This is a genomic window from Rodentibacter rarus (assembly GCF_001998965.1).
Classification (GTDB): domain Bacteria; phylum Pseudomonadota; class Gammaproteobacteria; order Enterobacterales; family Pasteurellaceae; genus Rodentibacter; species Rodentibacter rarus.
Genome location: NZ_MLHJ01000023.1, coordinates 1 through 16,902, shown reverse-complemented (window position 1 = coordinate 16,902; position 16,902 = coordinate 1). Strand labels below are relative to the sequence as shown.

Below are 16,902 nucleotides of genomic sequence, written 5' to 3'. Positions count from 1 at the left end.
AAAATTTTGCGAATTTATAGATTGATAAGGAAATAAACAAAGATGCACCCAACCCTATTTTTAGTGTATTTAATGCCAATAAGAAACTTCTCGAAAGTCTTTCCAAGCTTATTGATACCTTACTAGAAACAGACCTTACCCAACCCCTTGCAACCCTTATAAAACACGAAATTGCGTTAAGACTTTTTCACTCGCATCCTGAATTGGTTAAGTTACTCAAAGATGGAACAACAACACATAAAATCCTTGAGGTTATGGCTTGGATAAAACAAAATCCACAAGAAAAAAATACGCTTGCCAGCCTTGCTGAACGGACATTGATGAGTGCCTCATCATTCCGTCAACATTTCCGAATTATTGCAGGAATTAGTCCGATGCAATTCCAAAAACAAATCCGCTTACAACAAGCGAGGATGCTTATTTTACAGGAAAAATATGCTATTGCTGAGGCGGCTAATTTAGTCGGTTATGAAAGCATTTCACAGTTTTCCCGTGAATATAAACGATTTTTTGGTATCACCGCAAAGAAAGATAGGCAGGAACAAAGGAATGAAGATAAATTAGAGCCATCTAGGAATAATAAGGAATAAAATACAAACGAAATTCTCCATGACACAAACACACACAACCGCATAAATTTATGCGAAATCAAGTGTTCAAAGAGGAATAGTCCCTAAATGTTTAAATTTCTACCGAAATAAATATATTGGATAGTAGGCAACATGTTTGAGCATTTTTACATTGCTCAGTACGAATAACACATGATTAGCTATTAAATTAACGGTTAACACGCTTTTAGACAGAGTAAGCCAAACTACAAATAAAAAAAGCTCGCAAAATGCGAGCTTTTTATTTTTTAATAGTTACTCCGCAGAAGTTTCTGCAACTTCTGGGCGATCAACTAATTCAATGTAAGCCATTGGTGCATTATCACCTGCACGGAAACCACATTTTAAGATACGGGTATAACCACCCGGGCGTTTAGCAAAACGTGGTCCTAATTCATTGAATAATTTTGCAACAGTTTCAATGTTACGGGTACGAGCGAATGCTAAACGACGGTTTGCAACGCTGTCTTCTTTTGCTAATGTAATTAACGGCTCAACTACACGACGTAATTCTTTAGCTTTAGGCAAAGTTGTCTTGATAATCTCGTGACTAACTAAAGCACTTGCTAAATTGCGGAACATCGCTTGGCGATGACTGCTATTACGGTTTAGTTGACGACCACTCTTACGATGTCGCATGATCTTATCCTTCTCAGAAAAATCTTAACCTATGACCAAATTAATCTTCAGCAATACTTGCTGGTGGCCAATTTTCAAGGCGCATACCAAGTGACAAACCGCGTGAAGCGAGTACATCTTTAATTTCAGTAAGAGATTTCTTACCGAGATTAGGGGTTTTTAATAACTCAACTTCTGTACGCTGTACTAAGTCACCGATATAGTGAATTGTTTCTGCTTTTAAACAATTAGCAGAACGAACTGTCAACTCTAAATCATCAACAGGACGCAATAAAATCGGATCAAACTCCGGTTTTTCTTCCTTAATTTCAGGTTGACGAACATCACGCAAATCAACGAATGCATCAAGTTGCTCTGCTAAGATTGTTGCTGCACGGCGAATTGCTTCTTCAGGATCCAAGGTACCATTTGTTTCTAGTTCAATAACTAGCTTATCTAGGTCTGTTCTTTGTTCAACACGAGCGGCTTCGACATTATAAGAAATGCGATCAACCGGACTATAACAGGCATCAACAAGTAAACGACCTATTGGGCGCTCATCTGCTTGAGCACGAGCTGAAGCAGGAACATACCCTCTACCACGTTGCACACGAATGCGCATACTAATGGATGCATTCTCATCAGTTAGGTGGCAAATCACATGATCCGGGTTCACAATTTCAACATCACCATCATGAGTAATGTCTGCTGCAACAACAGGGCCAATTCCAGATTTATTTAGTGTCAGAATAACATCATCTTTATTCTGTACTTTAACCCCTAGACCTTTAAGGTTCAAAAGTACCTCAAGAATATCTTCTTGAACGCCTTCCTTACTACTATATTCGTGCAATACACCGTCAATCTCAACTTCAGTAACAGCACAACCTGGCATTGAAGATAAAAGGATACGACGTAATGCATTTCCTAGAGTATGACCAAAACCTCGTTCTAACGGTTCAAGGATCACCTTAGCATGCGTTGTGCTAATCTGCTCAATATCAACTAAGTGTGGTTTTAAAAATTCTGTAACAGAACCCTGCATTTTATCCTCTCTTTGCTTTTAAGCTTAACTATTATTTGGAGTAAAGCTCAACGATCAGATGTTCATTAATATCTGCCGATAAATCGGAACGCTCAGGAATACGCTTAAATACTCCTTCCATTTTAACAGCATCAACTTCTAACCAAGTTGGTTTTTCTCTTTGTTCTGCCAATTCTAACGATGCTTTAATACGAGCTTGTTTTTTAGATTTCTCACGAACAGCAACAACATCATTAACTGAAACTTGGAAAGATGGAATATTCACAACACGACCATTTACAACAATTGCTTTGTGACTCACCAATTGACGAGCCTCCGCACGCGTTGCTGCAAATCCCATACGATAAACAACGTTATCCAATCTACCTTCTAGTAACACTAATAGGTTTTCACCCGTGTTACCTTTTAAACGGTTTGCTTCTTTATAGTAGTTACGGAACTGACGCTCTAAAATACCATAAATACGGCGAACTTTTTGTTTCTCACGTAACTGACTACCATAGTCAGATAAACGCGGTTTACGAGCACCATGTTGACCCGGTGCTGTATCAATTTTACATTTTGAATCAATCGCACGCACGCCTGATTTGAGGAACAAATCAGTACCTTCACGACGGCTGAGCTTGAGTTTAGGACCCAAATATCTTGCCATTTTCTTTCTCCAACTATCCTAAGTACGTCATTAAACACGACGTTTTTTCGGTGGACGACAACCGTTATGAGGAATCGGAGTCACATCAGTAATATTCGTAATACGGAAACCCGCAGCATTTAATGCACGAATTGTTGATTCACGACCCGGTCCCGGACCTTTAACCATAACTTCCAAGTTCTTTAAGCCGAATTCTTTAACGATCTCAGCGCAACGTTCAGCAGCAACTTGTGCAGCAAACGGAGTAGATTTACGAGAACCACGGAAACCTGAACCGCCAGCAGTTGCCCATGCTAGGGCATTACCTTGACGATCAGTAATGGTAACGATTGTATTATTGAAAGACGCATGAATATGTGCAACGCCATCTACAACTTGTTTTTTTACACGTTTACGTGTACGAACTGGTGTTTTAGCCATTATTTACCCCGACTATTTTTTGATCGGCTTACGAGGACCCTTACGGGTACGCGCATTCGTTTTAGTACGTTGACCACGCACCGGTAAACTACGACGATGACGTAAACCACGGTAACAACCTAAGTCTAAAAGACGTTTGATGTTTAGTGTTACTTCACGACGTAAGTCACCCTCAACGGTAAATTTACCAACTTCGTCACGCAGTTTGTCAATCTGCTCTTCAGACAATTCTCTGATCTTAACATCTTCAGCAATACCCGCAGCAGAACAAATAGCCTTTGAACGAGTTTTACCAATACCGTAAATTGCAGTTAAAGCGATTACAGCGTGTTTATGATCAGGAATGTTAATGCCTGCAATACGGGCCACTATGCACTCCTATTTCTAAAATTAATTGGTATTCTGATCATGAAAAGCCCGTTTCAGGATACTCAAACAGAATACCAAGGACATAAATGAGCTGAGCAGTATAACTGCCCAACCGGTTCTTTGCAAGAAAATTATCAATTAACCCTGACGTTGTTTATGTTTAGGGTCACTACACAATACGCGTACAACGCCTTCACGTTTAACAATTTTACAGTTACGACACATTTTCTTTACGGAAGCACGAACTTTCATTGCTTATCCTTTTTATGTTAATTGGACAATTACTGCCCGAAACCTTTAAGGTTTGCTTTTTTCAGTGCTGATTCATATTGAGACGACATTAAGTGACTCTGAACTTGCACAATGAAATCCATAATTACAACGACAACGATTAGCAGTGATGTTCCACCAAAGTAGAATTTAACATCCCAAGCCGATGTCATAATATAAGGAACCAAACATACAAACGTTACATAAAGCCCACCAATCAAAGTTAAACGGGTCATTACTTTATCAATGTAACGAGATGTCTGTTCACCTGGTCTGATACCTGGGATAAACGCACCAGATTTCTTTAAATTATCTGCTGTATCACGAGGATTATATTGCATTCCCGTATAGAAAAAACTGAAGAAAATGATTGCAATTGCATAAACGAGCAAATAAAGAGGCTGACCAGGATTCAACAGCATAGATAAATTATTTAGCCACTCAAATTTATCATTTTGACCAAACCATTGTGTTAATGTGGCAGGAAACAAGATAATGCTTGATGCAAAGATTGCTGGCATTACATTTGCCATGTTAACCTTTAATGGTAGGTGTGTTGAATGTCCTCCTAAGATCTGACGACCTTGTTGACGTTTAGCATATTCAATACGAATTCTGCGTTGTCCTCTCTCTACAAAAACAACAAAATAAGTCACCGCAAAAACAATTGCTGCAATTAGTAGAAGAACTAATGGATGCATTTGCCCTTGACGTGCTTGCTCAATTGTTTGCAAAATAGCTGAAGGTAAACCAGCCACGATACCACCGAAAACTAGAATTGAAATACCATTACCAATTCCTCTTTCAGTAATTTGTTCGCCTAACCACATCAAAAATATGGTTCCAGTAACTAAACTTACTACCGAAGTAAAATAGAAACTAAATCCCACATTAGGAACTAGTCCCGGTAACATATTTGGTAAACCTGTAGAAATTGCAACAGCTTGAATTGTCGCAAAAACTACCGTTGCATAACGAGTATACTTGGTAATTTTTCTCTGACCTGCTGCCCCTTCTTTCTTTAATTCAGCTAAGGCAGGAGAAACTGTTGCTAACAATTGAATTACGATAGATGCCGAAATATACGGCATAATACCTAACGCAAGAATTGAAGCTCTACTTAATGCACCACCGGAAAACATGTTAAACATATCAATGATGGTGCCCTTTTGTTGTTCAACTAATTGAGCCAACACGGCCGCATCAATACCAGGAACCGGAATAAACGAACCAATACGATATACAATAAGTGCACCTAAAACAAAAAGTAATCGGTTTCTTAGTTCACTTTTACCACTATTGGTACTTCTAGCTTGATAACCTGGTTGTTTAGCCATTTGCTAATTATTCCTCAACTGAACCGCCAGCAGCTTCAATCGCTACTTTTGCGCCTTTAGTCACACGTAAACCACGAACAGTGACAGGAGATTTCACTTCACCAGCTAAGATCACTTTAGCGAATTGAATATCTTTGGTTAAAACATTTGCAGCTTTTAATGTATCTAAAGTTACTACGTTACCTTCTACTTTAGCTAACTCATTTAAACGAACTTCTGCGGTTACAGCAGCTTTCATTGAAGTGAAGCCAAATTTTGGTAAACGACGGTATAATGGCATTTGTCCACCTTCAAAACCACGACGAACTCCGCCACCAGTACGAGATTTCTGACCTTTATGACCTCGACCACCAGTCTTGCCTAGACCAGAACCAATACCACGACCAAGGCGTTTAGCACTATGCTTTGCACCTTCAGCCGGAGATAGAGTATTTAAACGCATCTCTTACCCCTCCACTTTAACCATGTATGAAACTTGGTTAATCATACCACGTACTGCAGGTGTATCAATTAACTCAACAGTATGGTGCATATGGCGAAGACCGAGACCACGTAAGGTAGCTTTGTGCTTTGGTAAACGAGCAATTGCGCTACGAACTTGTGTTACTTTAATAGTTTTAGCCATTATTAATTACCCCAAAATTTCATCAACGGTTTTACCACGTTTCGCAGCAACCATTTCCGGTGATTTCATATTTGCTAATGCATCAATCGTTGCACGAACAACATTAATTGGGTTGGTTGAGCCATACGCTTTAGAAAGCACATTGCGTACACCCGCAACTTCTAATACTGCACGCATTGCACCACCTGCAATGATACCGGTACCTTCACTAGCCGGTTGCATAAACACTCGCGAACCAGTATGAACACCTTTAACCGGATGTTGTAAAGTACCTTCATTTAAAGCGACATTAATCATATTACGACGTGCTTTTTCCATCGCTTTTTGGATCGCTGCTGGAACTTCGCGAGCTTTACCATAACCAAAACCAACACGACCGTTACCATCACCTACTACAGTTAATGCAGTAAAGCTCATAATACGACCGCCTTTTACAGTTTTTGATACTCGGTTTACTGCGATTAGCTTCTCTTGCAGTTCACCAGCTTGTTTTTCGATGTTTGACATCTCAATTTACCTCATTAGAACTGTAGACCAGCTTCACGAGCAGCATCCGCTAAAGTTTGGACGCGACCATGATACTTAAAACCGGAACGATCAAAGGCAACAGCTTGTACGCCTTTTGCTAAAGCACGTTCTGCAACAGCTTTACCCACTACCGCAGCGGCATCTTTGTTACCGGTATATTTTACTTGCTCACGAATTGCTTTCTCAACAGTTGAAGCAGCGGCAAGCACTTCTGAACCGTTTGGTGCAATAACTTGTGCATAAATATGACGTGGAGTACGATGAACTACCAAACGAGTTGCACCTTGCTCTTTCATCATATGACGTGCACGAGCTGCACGACGGATACGAGCTGATTTCTTATCCATAGCGTTACCTTAATTATTTCTTCTTAGCCTCTTTGATACGCACCACTTCATCAGCGTAACGTACACCTTTACCTTTGTAAGGTTCAGGACGGCGATAAGCACGAATATCTGCTGCAACTTGACCAATTAACTGTTTATCTGCGCCTTTCAATACTATTTCCGTCTGAGAAGGACACTCAGCAGTAATACCCACAGGCAAAGTGTGCTCTACCGGGTGAGAATAGCCCAGACTTAATGCAACAACATTACCTTTAAGTTGAGCCCTGTAACCCACACCCACCAATACTAATTTCTTAGTGAAGCCTTCAGTAACACCGATAACCATTGCATTTACTAATGCACGAGCCGTACCAGATTGAGCATTGCCCTCAACAAATCCCTCACGTGGAGAGAAAGTTAATTGACCATTATCTTGTTTAACTTCAACTGAATTATGAATTTTGCGAGATAACTCGCCATTTTTACCTTTTACTGTTAATAGCTGACCGTCAAGTTTAACCTCAACACCGGCAGGAATATTAACAGGTGCTTTTGCAACACGAGACATTTTCCTACCTCTCTATTAAGCTACGTAACAGATGATCTCACCGCCTAAACCAGCTTGACGAGCTGCACGGTCAGTCATAACACCTTTAGATGTAGAAACAACAGCAACACCTAAACCACCCATAACTTTTGGTAATTCGTCTTTACGTTTATAAATACGAAGACCAGGGCGACTTACACGTTGGATACTTTCTACAACCGGTTTACCTTGAAAATACTTTAATGTGATTTCCAATTCAGGTTTTGCACCTTCTAAAACTTTAACGCTTTCGATATAACCTTCAGCAGCTAATACATTGGCGATTGCCACTTTTAGCTTGGATGAAGGCATACTGATCGCAACTTTGTTCGCAGCCTGACCGTTACGAATGCGGGTCAACATATCTGCGATTGGATCTTGCATACTCATAGTGCTTTTTCTCCGATTCCAAAATAAAGTGGTATATTACCAACTCGCTTTTTTAAGGCCAGGGATTTCACCGCGCATTGCAGCTTCACGAACCTTAATACGGCTTAAACCAAACTTACGAAGAACGCCATGAGGACGTCCAGTTTGGCGACAACGGTTACGTTGACGAGATGGACTAGAATCACGTGGTAAAGATTGTAACTTTAACACCGCATTCCAACGATCTTCGTCAGAGGCATTGACATCAGAAATAATTTTCTTCAATTCTACACGTTTAGCGTAGAATTTCTCAGCCAATTTAACGCGTTTTACATCGCGTGCTTTCATTGATTGTTTAGCCATGATAACCTGCCTTATTTACGGAATGGGAAATTAAAGGCAGCAAGTAGTGCTTGACCTTCTTCATCATTCTTAGCAGTGGTTGTGATAGTGATATCTAAACCACGTACACGATCTACTTTATCGTAGTCGATTTCAGGGAAGATGATTTGTTCACGCACACCCATGCTGTAGTTGCCACGACCATCAAATGATTTCGCACTTAAACCGCGGAAGTCACGGATACGTGGAACAGCAATTGTAATTAAACGTTCAAAGAACTCCCACATACGCTCACCACGTAGTGTCACTTTACAACCGATTGGATACCCCTGACGGATTTTAAAGCCTGCAACAGATTTGCGAGCTTTGGTTACTAAAGGTTTTTGACCGCTAATTGCTGTTAAATCCGCTACTGCGTTGTCTAGCAATTTTTTATCGGTCAATGCTTCACCCACCCCCATATTCAGGGTAATCTTTTCGATTCGTGGGACTTGCATGACAGATTTGTAGCCGAATTTATTTTTTAATTCGTTTACTACTTGCTCTCTGTAGTAATCATGCAGTTTCGCCATCGCATTACTCCAGTTTATTAGATAATTTCATTGTTAGATTTAAAGAAACGGACTTTTTTACCTTCTTCAAATCTAAAACCTACACGGTCAGCTTTATTCGTTTTCGGATTGAAAATTGCAACATTTGAAGCATCAATTGCTGCTTCTTTTTTCACTAAACCACCCTCTTTTCCTAATGCAGGAACTGGCTTTTCATGTTTAGTGATAATGTTGATACCCTCAACAAACACTTTACCGTTTGGTAACACTTTAGTTACCTTGCCACGCTTGCCTTTATCTTTACCAGCAAGCACAATTACTTCATCGTTTTGACGAATTTTTGCAGCCATTTGTCACTTCTCCTTACAGTACTTCTGGTGCCAAAGAAATGATCTTCATAAACTTCTCAGAACGAAGTTCACGAGTCACCGGTCCAAAAATACGAGTACCGATTGGTTGCTCTGTGTTATTGTTTAAAATGACACAGGCATTACCATCGAAGCGAATGACTGATCCATCTGGGCGACGAACACCCTTCTTGGTGCGCACAACAACTGCTTTCAATACATCACCTTTTTTCACTTTACCGCGTGGAATTGCTTCTTTTACAGTAATTTTGATGATGTCACCAACAGCAGCATAACGACGGTGCGATCCACCTAGAACCTTGATACACATTACACTGCGAGCGCCTGAGTTATCAGCAACATCCAGCATAGTCTGTTCTTGGATCATATTAGTGCTCCGTTAAGTTTAAAAAACACCCTTTTCGGGACGAACCTACTTACACATCACAATAAACGTGTAAGAGGTGGCGGAATATAGCATAAAGCACTAGTCGAATCAATAGGATTTTATGTAATGAAAAGAAAATAGAGGGAGATCTTTTTATAATGCGACTTGAGGAAAATATTGTTCTGTAATAGAGACCAAATCCATTAAAGAAATTAACCGTAGTTGGCTTTCTTTTGGCAAAAGTGCGGTTAAATTTCTCGCTAAAATATCCGTTTCAAGAACAAAACATTGTCCTTTACAGCATACAAAATACTGGGGATATTTAACCGCAAGCAAAACCCCATCCTGCCAAAGCACCACCGCATCATTTTCTGTTACACTCGCAAGAAGATCGACCAATTCATCACAACCATACTGTGCCTGAGAAAAACAATAGAGCATACTTTCCCTCTTTAAAACGTGAATACTTTCTCTGCTTGATGTAATTTTGTCATCAGCAAAGTGCGGTCAATTTTTTCTACGGATAAAATGAAACTATCTTTATCTATTTTTAATTTTTCAAGGGAATTTTGACAAACAAAACGTTGTTCAATGCCGTACAAATCTAATAATTTAAATGTGCGAATAAAATCTTTTTGTAATAACCATTCCGGCTGTTGTCCATCCAACAGATTAAACACTCCATCATCAATAAAAAATACGCCCATTTCGTCTTCCTCACAAAATGCGGTTGCCGCTAATAATGCATCTAACCCTTCCCTTGCAACAGAAGATCCATGGGGTGCAGTGCGGAATAAAAAAGCCATTTTCATAGAGTGATAAGCCTATCTGATTTTAATACTGCCGCCATAAATTCCCCCAAACCGGCCATCACAAAGCCCTCTGCCAGATTATTATCTTCACTCGCCTTTGCGGTCATATTATCCACAACACCACGACGTTGTGAGGCTGCCACACATAGATGCAAAGGGATGTCATTCTGCTTTGAAAAACGTTGCCAGTATTGCTGTAAATGGGTTTCATCATTTGCAGGATAAACAAACGCATTACCATTGCTCACCCCTTCTTGAAAAAAAAATATTTGTGTAATGGTATGCCCTTTCTTAACTAATGCTTCTGCAAATTGATAGGCAAGATAAGCCCCTTGTTTACCATAAATCGGACTTTTTACTGCAAGCACATAGTTCATTATTCTTGATCTTGTTTAATTTGACGAATGTAAAGGTAAACGGTATGACGGGAAATATTTAAACGCTCTGCCACTAAATTAATTGCATCTTTAATATCAAAAATCCCTTTTTCATATAAGGAAATGACAATTTGACGATTTTTATTATTATTCGCAACCATACGATCCATATTCACTTCTTCAATCGTTTTCTCAATGGTTTGCGCAACCAAATCCTCCACCGAGCTGGCAAAATTTACAGAGGATGTTTCTTCTACCTCAATGGTGGGCATAAAAGAGTGAATAAATTGTGAAATAGGCACGTCAAGATTAATGTTAATACATAATAATCCTATCATTTGTTGATTTTTGTTACGAATAGCGATCGTCACCGATTTCATCAGAACATTCCCCTTTGCCCTTGTAAAATAGGGCTGAGAAACACTTTCACTTTGCATATTACGCAATGAACGCAATGCCCGATCCGTAATCGGTGAGCCCACTTGACGGTTGGTATTATGTCCGTTTGCAATGCAAATGGCAGAGTGTTCAATATCTTCTAAAGAATGCAAAACAATCTCACAATGCTCGCCGATGAGCGCACTAACCCCATCGACCACCGCTTTGTAAGAATTTAAAATCGTGCGATCTTCATCAGTGAAAACCTGTTTGTTATATAACATAAGCGAGCCTAATCTACACTAAAAATGACCGCACTTTATGTGCCACAACGCCAATAATAAAGCACAAGCAAAGGCTTGTGCTTCCATCAAAATTATCCATTATTTTGCTTTTGGATTCACATCTAACACTTCAACATCAAAATACAGTGTTGCATTAGGTGGAATTGATGCGCCTGCACCTTGTTTACCATAAGCCAATTCCGGTGGAAGAACTAATTCAATTTTTCCGCCTTTTTTCACCAGTTGAAGCCCCTCTGTCCAGCCTTTCACCACCTGATCTAAACGAAACTCTGCCGGTTGACCACGCCCAACGGAACTATCGAAAACTTCACCGTTTGGTAGCTTACCGGTGTAATGCACTTTCACCGTATCCGTTGGCTTAATCACCTCACCTTTTCCTGCTTCAACAATGCGATATAACAAACCGGATTTCGTGGTTTTCACGCCCTCTTTTTTGGCAAATTCAGCACGGTATTTATCCCCTTCCTCTTGTGCCTTTTGTGAGATTTCTTTCATTTTTGCTTGTTCGCGAGCCATCACTTTTTGTTGAAACAGCTCTAATGTTTGGCTCAGCTCACCAATTTTTTGTTCGGTAAATTTACCTTTCAATACATCTTCTACCGCTTTATTTACCTGCGCTTCATTTAATTTAATTTCGCCTTGCTCTGCCATGATTTTTGCTTGCGTCATGGAATAAGCCACTAAGGCATAAGAAACCTCATCGTTAAACTTTGTATCCGTCTTTTCATCTGCAAAAACTGTGCCGGAAACCACCGCACTTATCATTAATGCAGCAAATGACATTTTTTGAATTTTTAACATGATTATTAATCCCTTATAATAGAAAAGTGCCGGATAGATTAAATCGGATTTAAGCTATTCTCAACTTTTTTTTAAAATTTAGAGAAAAATTATGCAAATTCAACAAATGTTAGAAAATCGTATTACCGAGCTTGAAACAAAAGTGGCATTTCAAGAACAATTGTTAGAAGAACTTAATCAAGCATTGGTTCAACAGCAATTTGATATGGATAGAATACAGCTACAATTACGCTATATGGCGAATAAATTAAAAGATTTCCAACCCTCAAATATTGCCAGCCAAGCAGAAGAAACCCCTCCACCGCATTACTAAAAAAATGGATAATCATTGCTGATTATCCATTTTTGTCTGCGATTATTTCACCACGCTAAACGGCAAATCTTGATAAATCTTTCCCATAATTTGGATTTGAAATTTATATTTACCCAGAGGATCGGTTTCATCAAAGTGCCAACATCTGACTAATCGCTCCCCTTGTGCCGAGCTCTCCAATGTACTGCGAATCACATTCACTTTCCCATTTTGTGAGGTTGAAATTTGTGAGCCTTTTGCCATAACCTGTTGTTTTGCCGGTGCGTTTAAGGTTTCAATCGTGCTCACCGTTTCAGAAAACCGACCTTTTGCTACCCAACAAAGTCGAAGGTTGGATTGACTACGCGATAATACAGTTGTGTTGAGATCGGTAAAGGGTTCCGTTGAAGTATCAAACACAGAAAGATAAATTTCTGGTGATGCCGTGTTCTTTTGATGATGAGCTATTTTAGCTTCTGCGGCATTTACCGCCCCAAATAGCATTGTTGCAATCGAAACCAAAGCGAGTGTTTTCTTCATTTCTTTTCCTTTCAATTAATAAAAATAACCTAAACATTGTTCACAAACCCGTATACCCGCCTGTTCACCCGACAGGGAGGAAAGCCAAGGTTCAAAAAACGGGGTTTTTGTGACCATACTTTATTGCACAATCATTATTCCAATGCATCCCATATCCGCAAGCATAAGATTTGAAGCGCCAAAAATAAACGGATAGGTATTGGAAGATGACTGATCAAAACGTACCAAAATTTGCGTTTTTCCTTTCACCCATACGGTATCCTTCCAAGCCAATTCGTGATCTTTCGGCACGCCATTAACATCACTTTCCACAATAAATTTCGCCCCTTGAAGGGTAAACCCGACAGGTAAAGAACTCGTCAGAATCCAACGTTCAACTGCGCCTTTTTTTGCGACCACATCTACACGGCGTGGATCAAAACGTTGTTGGTTAATTAAACCATTTGTCACATCCAAAACAAATGTGCGCTCCCGCTCAACTTTTGCATTTAGCATAGATGCGGCATCCGTTTCAAAATGCACATCCATTTTTTGTGCAAAAGCGGAAAAATCTCCTTGGGGGCGTAATTCCAACACGGTATTTTCCATTAACCCGCCATCAGCGGAAAAAATCTGCTTCACTTTGTCAAAGATACCCCGTTTATGCCCGGAAATAAGCGAAACATTGCCCCCTTCACTTAAATTAACTAAGATTTCCGTCCGTTCACCGGGGGCTAAAATAAAGGATTTCACCACGTTCCCTTGTGGAAGAAAGCCTAAGTCTTTTGCAATCACTGCGATATCTTGATCGTTATCCAAACGTAATTCATAGGCTCGCGCCAAAGAGGCATTAAGTAAACGCAATCTCACCCACCCTCGAGGCACATCTAAGTAAGGTGCTTCCAAGCCATTAACCAATAGACGATTGCCCACAAAGTGCGGTTGATTTTGTTTGAATAATTGCAGCCCTTCACGATTAAATTCCATATCCTGTAAAATCAACGGAATATCATCCACCCCATATTTACGGGGCAGGACTGATTTAACACTTTGCTCATCTTCAATCAACCACATTCCCACCAAGCCACGATAGGTTTGATAAGCAGAATTAGCTAATGTCGCAGAACGATACCAACAAGTGGCAGCCGGTTGATCAATCGGCACAATCGGTGCCCAAGATTCCCCCTTTTTAAGCACTCGGGCTGCACCGCCAAACAACTCACCGGATGCCTGTAAACCTTGGATAGAAAGGGAAACGTGTTGAGGTAAATTATTATGGTAATTGAGTTTTGCAAAACTGCCCGATTTAATTTTGATTGTCGGTCCTAAATAATTCCCGTTAAAACCCCACACACTCACTTGATGTTCGCCGTCTAGCTTATATCCGGCTTCTTCCATCGTCAGAATTATCGGGCGACCACGGCGCACTTCAACCAATGGAGGCACGACCAATTTAGGTCGTGTTGCGGCAATTAAAGGCATTGGCACAGAAAAAAGTGCGGTGGAAATTGCACTTGTTTTTAGTAGCTGTCGGCGGGAAAGTTTAAGCATTTGAACTTTCCTTATTTTGATGAGATTGCATAATTTCCGCATCCAATTCGGCAATACGCTTTTCCATCAAATCGTGGCAATATGTGGCTAAATCACGCACGGTTTCTTTGGTATAACCGCTCGTATCAATCGGCGCCATCATTTCACAAATGACCTTACCATTATCCCAACGATTGAGATCGATTTTATTATGTGTGGTTGAACACACCACAGGAACAATCGGTACACCGGCGGCAACTGCGGCATAAAACGCACCAGTTTTAAAAGGCAACAAACCTCGTCCACGACTTCGCGTGCCTTCCGGAAACATCCAAATAGAAAGGTTATCCTTATTAATGCGTTCTGCGAGTTGGGTCATGGTGCTATGGGCTTTAGAACGATTTTCCCGATCCAAAAAAACATTCCCCGTCACCCAATACAAAATACCGAAAAAGGGTATCCAAATCAGGCTTTTCTTCCCCACACTCACCGTACGAGGTAACACCATATAAGAAATCGTCACCATATCGTAGTTATTTTGGTGATTACCAATATAAATCGCCCGCCCAAAACTTGCTTTATTTTCAGGGAAACGATGTTCCACTTGTAAACCCAAAAGCGGATATAAACGCCCAAACCATCGCGCCATCACGCCCACATTACTGGGATTTTTAAAGCGGATAAAAGAATAGATCGTGCCAAGGACACAAATTAAAATACAACACACCACCACAACGAGAATTCGAGCCAGTTTTAACATATCAATACCTATGAGAAAATTTCGCAAAAGTATAGCAAATTAGAAGGAATTTTGTGCTAATCTAGACAAAAATTTACGGAAATTCTATGAAAAAGACCTATTTCATTTCAGATCTTCACCTCAGCGAAACACAACCGGAATTGACCGCACTTTTCCTCGACTTTATGCAAAATCTCGCCCCTACGGCAGAGGCGGTTTATATTCTCGGTGATTTATTTGATTTTTGGATTGGTGATGACGAACAATCCTCCCTAATCACTCAAGTGAAAAATGCGATTAAACAGATCACCGCACAAGGCGTTGCTTGTTATTTCATCCATGGCAACCGTGATTTCCTGATTGGAAAACGCTTTGCAAAAGAAACCGGAATGACCTTGCTGCCTGATTATCACATAATTAATCTTTACGGTGTGCCCACCCTGCTTTGCCACGGCGACACCCTGTGTATTGATGATGTGAAATACCAACAATTTCGACAAAAAGTCCATCAAAAATGGCGACAATGGCTCTTTCTCCATTTCCCCCTAAAAGTGCGGTTAAAAATTGCAGAGAAAATTCGGGCAAAAAGCCGAAAAGATAAAGCACACAAAGCCGATGAAATGATGGATGTCAATCTTCCGTTCACTTTAACCAAAATGCAGCAATGCAATGTTCCCCTCTTAATTCACGGGCATACCCACCGTGAAGCGATTCATCACTATGAGGATAAACAACGCATCGTACTGGGCGATTGGCGAACCGATTATGCGTCAATTCTCGTGGCAGAAGAAAATGGGGAGATGGGTTTCCTAAAATAGCCTCATTCCGTGTGGAAAGATTCAAATAATCTTTTCACACTTATAACTTTTTCATCTATCAAATAGCCTTTATTTCTTTCCAAAACCCAAACGACTCACGTAGTATCAATCTGCAAATGATTTTTACGATAGGAGTTTTTTATGTCTCAATTTACCATCCACACCATTGAAACCGCCCCTGATGCCGCCAAAGAAGCCTTAACTGCGGTAAAAAATGTCAATGGATTTATTCCCAATTTAATTGGCGTGTTAGCCAACGCCCCCACCGCCTTAGAAACCTACCGCACCGTAGGCGGCATTAACGGTAGAAATAGCCTTACCGCCACAGAACGCGAGGTGGTACAAATTACCGCTGCTGTGGTAAACGGTTGTGGTTTCTGCGTGGCAGGGCATACGAAAATTGCCTTGAAAGTATTAAAGTTAGAAGAAGAGCTGGTGAATCAAATTCGTGCTACCGCACGCATTGAAAGCGATGAAAAACTGGACACCCTCGCCCGTTTTACCCTTGCTGTCATATTGCAAAAAGCGAAGCTTACCCAAGCACAACTCCAAACCTTTTTTGATGCGGGCTATACACAAGAAAATGCCATTGATGTCATCCTTGGAGTGAGCCTCGCCACATTATGTAACTATGTTAATAATATTGCAGAAACCCCAATCAATCCTGAATTACAACCTTTCGCCTAATTTCCTTCCCCGATGGCAAAGTCTTCTCTTTGCCATTTTTTATGGCGAAATCAAAGTACAAATGGATTTTTCCCATACCTTCTTCCACCATTGCGTGTAATCGGGCGATCTATATGGGAACTTGGTTTTATTTTTGGGCGAATTCTATCTCTATGCCTATCGCCATTTATTAAAAGAAGACTATCAAATTTAAACAAAAGTGCGGTCAAAAAGAACGGTATTATGCAGCAGTTGCACAACGTTGTTTTTTGTTATCTTGTAGG

30 protein-coding genes are annotated in these 16,902 nt (G+C 40.3%); 5 read left to right on the top strand and 25 right to left on the bottom strand.

Annotation, left to right across the window (positions count from 1 at the left end; translation table 11 throughout):
* Positions 1-254: 254 nt before the first annotated feature.
* On the top strand, positions 255-590 hold the full coding sequence (locus tag BKK50_RS03540) for a helix-turn-helix transcriptional regulator (RefSeq protein WP_077415384.1): 336 nt from the start codon (positions 255-257) through the stop codon (positions 588-590).
* Positions 591-863: 273 nt separating this feature from the next.
* Here the strand turns inward: BKK50_RS03540 and rplQ are convergent, their stop codons facing one another.
* From rplQ to BKK50_RS03430, 22 genes are all read right to left on the bottom strand, one after another.
* Positions 864-1,247, bottom strand: a complete 384-nt coding sequence (gene rplQ / locus BKK50_RS03535) for a 50S ribosomal protein L17 (protein ID WP_077415382.1) — start codon at positions 1,245-1,247, stop codon at positions 864-866.
* Positions 1,248-1,287: 40 nt separating this feature from the next.
* The gene (locus tag BKK50_RS03530; RefSeq protein WP_077415380.1) at positions 1,288-2,271 is read right to left on the bottom strand and encodes a DNA-directed RNA polymerase subunit alpha; all 984 of its coding nucleotides are present in this window, start codon (positions 2,269-2,271) and stop codon (positions 1,288-1,290) included.
* Between the two features lie 31 nt (positions 2,272-2,302).
* Positions 2,303-2,923 (bottom strand): 30S ribosomal protein S4, encoded by a 621-nt coding sequence (gene rpsD / locus BKK50_RS03525; protein ID WP_077415378.1) that lies wholly within the window; start codon positions 2,921-2,923, stop codon positions 2,303-2,305.
* 30 nt (positions 2,924-2,953) lie between these two features.
* Positions 2,954-3,343 carry a 30S ribosomal protein S11 gene (gene rpsK, locus BKK50_RS03520; RefSeq protein WP_077415376.1) on the bottom strand — a complete coding sequence of 130 codons (390 nt, stop codon included), beginning with the start codon at positions 3,341-3,343 and terminating at the stop codon, positions 2,954-2,956.
* A 12-nt stretch (positions 3,344-3,355) separates the two neighbouring features.
* Positions 3,356-3,712, bottom strand: coding sequence for a 30S ribosomal protein S13 (rpsM, locus tag BKK50_RS03515; protein WP_077415374.1), 357 nt, complete (start codon positions 3,710-3,712; stop codon positions 3,356-3,358).
* A 138-nt stretch (positions 3,713-3,850) separates the two neighbouring features.
* Complete coding sequence (rpmJ, locus tag BKK50_RS03510; protein WP_005625868.1) at positions 3,851-3,964, bottom strand: 50S ribosomal protein L36; 114 nt, start codon at positions 3,962-3,964, stop codon at positions 3,851-3,853.
* 29 nt (positions 3,965-3,993) lie between these two features.
* Positions 3,994-5,319 carry a preprotein translocase subunit SecY gene (secY, locus tag BKK50_RS03505; RefSeq protein WP_077415372.1) on the bottom strand — a complete coding sequence of 442 codons (1,326 nt, stop codon included), beginning with the start codon at positions 5,317-5,319 and terminating at the stop codon, positions 3,994-3,996.
* 7 nt (positions 5,320-5,326) lie between these two features.
* Positions 5,327-5,761 (bottom strand): 50S ribosomal protein L15, encoded by a 435-nt coding sequence (gene rplO / locus BKK50_RS03500; RefSeq protein WP_077415366.1) that lies wholly within the window; start codon positions 5,759-5,761, stop codon positions 5,327-5,329.
* A 3-nt stretch (positions 5,762-5,764) separates the two neighbouring features.
* Positions 5,765-5,944, bottom strand: coding sequence for a 50S ribosomal protein L30 (gene rpmD / locus BKK50_RS03495; protein ID WP_077415364.1), 180 nt, complete (start codon positions 5,942-5,944; stop codon positions 5,765-5,767).
* Positions 5,945-5,950: 6 nt separating this feature from the next.
* Entirely contained in the window at positions 5,951-6,451 is a 501-nt protein-coding gene (gene rpsE / locus BKK50_RS03490) for a 30S ribosomal protein S5 (protein WP_046943115.1), read from the bottom strand.
* A gap of 14 nt (positions 6,452-6,465) precedes the next feature.
* Positions 6,466-6,819 (bottom strand): 50S ribosomal protein L18, encoded by a 354-nt coding sequence (gene rplR, locus BKK50_RS03485; protein ID WP_077415362.1) that lies wholly within the window; start codon positions 6,817-6,819, stop codon positions 6,466-6,468.
* Between the two features lie 13 nt (positions 6,820-6,832).
* Positions 6,833-7,366 (bottom strand): 50S ribosomal protein L6, encoded by a 534-nt coding sequence (rplF, locus tag BKK50_RS03480; RefSeq protein ID WP_077415360.1) that lies wholly within the window; start codon positions 7,364-7,366, stop codon positions 6,833-6,835.
* 15 nt (positions 7,367-7,381) lie between these two features.
* Entirely contained in the window at positions 7,382-7,774 is a 393-nt protein-coding gene (gene rpsH / locus BKK50_RS03475; protein WP_005759599.1) for a 30S ribosomal protein S8, read from the bottom strand.
* Between the two features lie 36 nt (positions 7,775-7,810).
* Positions 7,811-8,116 carry a 30S ribosomal protein S14 gene (gene rpsN / locus BKK50_RS03470; protein WP_077415358.1) on the bottom strand — a complete coding sequence of 102 codons (306 nt, stop codon included), beginning with the start codon at positions 8,114-8,116 and terminating at the stop codon, positions 7,811-7,813.
* Positions 8,117-8,127: 11 nt separating this feature from the next.
* Entirely contained in the window at positions 8,128-8,667 is a 540-nt protein-coding gene (rplE, locus tag BKK50_RS03465) for a 50S ribosomal protein L5 (RefSeq protein WP_077415357.1), read from the bottom strand.
* Positions 8,668-8,684: 17 nt separating this feature from the next.
* The gene (gene rplX / locus BKK50_RS03460; RefSeq protein WP_077415355.1) at positions 8,685-8,996 is read right to left on the bottom strand and encodes a 50S ribosomal protein L24; all 312 of its coding nucleotides are present in this window, start codon (positions 8,994-8,996) and stop codon (positions 8,685-8,687) included.
* Between the two features lie 13 nt (positions 8,997-9,009).
* On the bottom strand, positions 9,010-9,381 hold the full coding sequence (rplN, locus tag BKK50_RS03455; protein ID WP_077415353.1) for a 50S ribosomal protein L14: 372 nt from the start codon (positions 9,379-9,381) through the stop codon (positions 9,010-9,012).
* 153 nt (positions 9,382-9,534) lie between these two features.
* Positions 9,535-9,822, bottom strand: a complete 288-nt coding sequence (locus BKK50_RS03450) for a DsrH/TusB family sulfur relay protein (RefSeq protein WP_077415351.1) — start codon at positions 9,820-9,822, stop codon at positions 9,535-9,537.
* 11 nt (positions 9,823-9,833) lie between these two features.
* Positions 9,834-10,193, bottom strand: coding sequence for a sulfurtransferase complex subunit TusC (gene tusC, locus BKK50_RS03445; RefSeq protein WP_077415349.1), 360 nt, complete (start codon positions 10,191-10,193; stop codon positions 9,834-9,836).
* Positions 10,190-10,570 carry a sulfurtransferase complex subunit TusD gene (gene tusD / locus BKK50_RS03440; RefSeq protein ID WP_077415347.1) on the bottom strand — a complete coding sequence of 127 codons (381 nt, stop codon included), beginning with the start codon at positions 10,568-10,570 and terminating at the stop codon, positions 10,190-10,192. The genes tusC and tusD overlap by 4 nt, the downstream gene beginning before the upstream one ends.
* On the bottom strand, positions 10,570-11,232 hold the full coding sequence (locus BKK50_RS03435) for a helix-turn-helix transcriptional regulator (protein ID WP_077415345.1): 663 nt from the start codon (positions 11,230-11,232) through the stop codon (positions 10,570-10,572). Before BKK50_RS03435 ends, tusD begins: the two co-directional genes overlap by 1 nt.
* Before the next feature lie 99 nt (positions 11,233-11,331).
* Complete coding sequence (locus BKK50_RS03430; protein WP_077415343.1) at positions 11,332-12,054, bottom strand: FKBP-type peptidyl-prolyl cis-trans isomerase; 723 nt, start codon at positions 12,052-12,054, stop codon at positions 11,332-11,334.
* Between the two features lie 91 nt (positions 12,055-12,145).
* On the opposite strand from BKK50_RS03430, the gene BKK50_RS03425 reads away from it, so the two are divergent.
* Complete coding sequence (locus BKK50_RS03425) at positions 12,146-12,367, top strand: SlyX family protein (protein ID WP_077415341.1); 222 nt, start codon at positions 12,146-12,148, stop codon at positions 12,365-12,367.
* Positions 12,368-12,409: 42 nt separating this feature from the next.
* Here the strand turns inward: BKK50_RS03425 and BKK50_RS03420 are convergent, their stop codons facing one another.
* The 3 genes from BKK50_RS03420 to BKK50_RS03410 all read right to left on the bottom strand — a co-directional run bounded on the left by BKK50_RS03420 (position 12,410) and on the right by BKK50_RS03410 (position 15,155).
* Positions 12,410-12,886, bottom strand: a complete 477-nt coding sequence (locus BKK50_RS03420; protein ID WP_077415339.1) for a hypothetical protein — start codon at positions 12,884-12,886, stop codon at positions 12,410-12,412.
* Between the two features lie 120 nt (positions 12,887-13,006).
* Entirely contained in the window at positions 13,007-14,416 is a 1,410-nt protein-coding gene (locus tag BKK50_RS03415; protein ID WP_077415337.1) for a multicopper oxidase domain-containing protein, read from the bottom strand.
* The gene (locus BKK50_RS03410; protein WP_077415335.1) at positions 14,409-15,155 is read right to left on the bottom strand and encodes a 1-acylglycerol-3-phosphate O-acyltransferase; all 747 of its coding nucleotides are present in this window, start codon (positions 15,153-15,155) and stop codon (positions 14,409-14,411) included. Before BKK50_RS03410 ends, BKK50_RS03415 begins: the two co-directional genes overlap by 8 nt.
* Positions 15,156-15,241: 86 nt before the next feature.
* On the opposite strand from BKK50_RS03410, the gene lpxH reads away from it, so the two are divergent.
* From lpxH to BKK50_RS12660, 3 genes are all read left to right on the top strand, one after another.
* Positions 15,242-15,952, top strand: coding sequence for a UDP-2,3-diacylglucosamine diphosphatase (gene lpxH / locus BKK50_RS03405; protein WP_077415333.1), 711 nt, complete (start codon positions 15,242-15,244; stop codon positions 15,950-15,952).
* Between the two features lie 141 nt (positions 15,953-16,093).
* Entirely contained in the window at positions 16,094-16,639 is a 546-nt protein-coding gene (locus BKK50_RS03400) for a carboxymuconolactone decarboxylase family protein (RefSeq protein ID WP_077415331.1), read from the top strand.
* A 12-nt stretch (positions 16,640-16,651) separates the two neighbouring features.
* A partial coding sequence (locus BKK50_RS12660; RefSeq protein ID WP_208606193.1) for a hypothetical protein occupies positions 16,652-16,902 on the top strand: 251 nt, incomplete at its 3' end.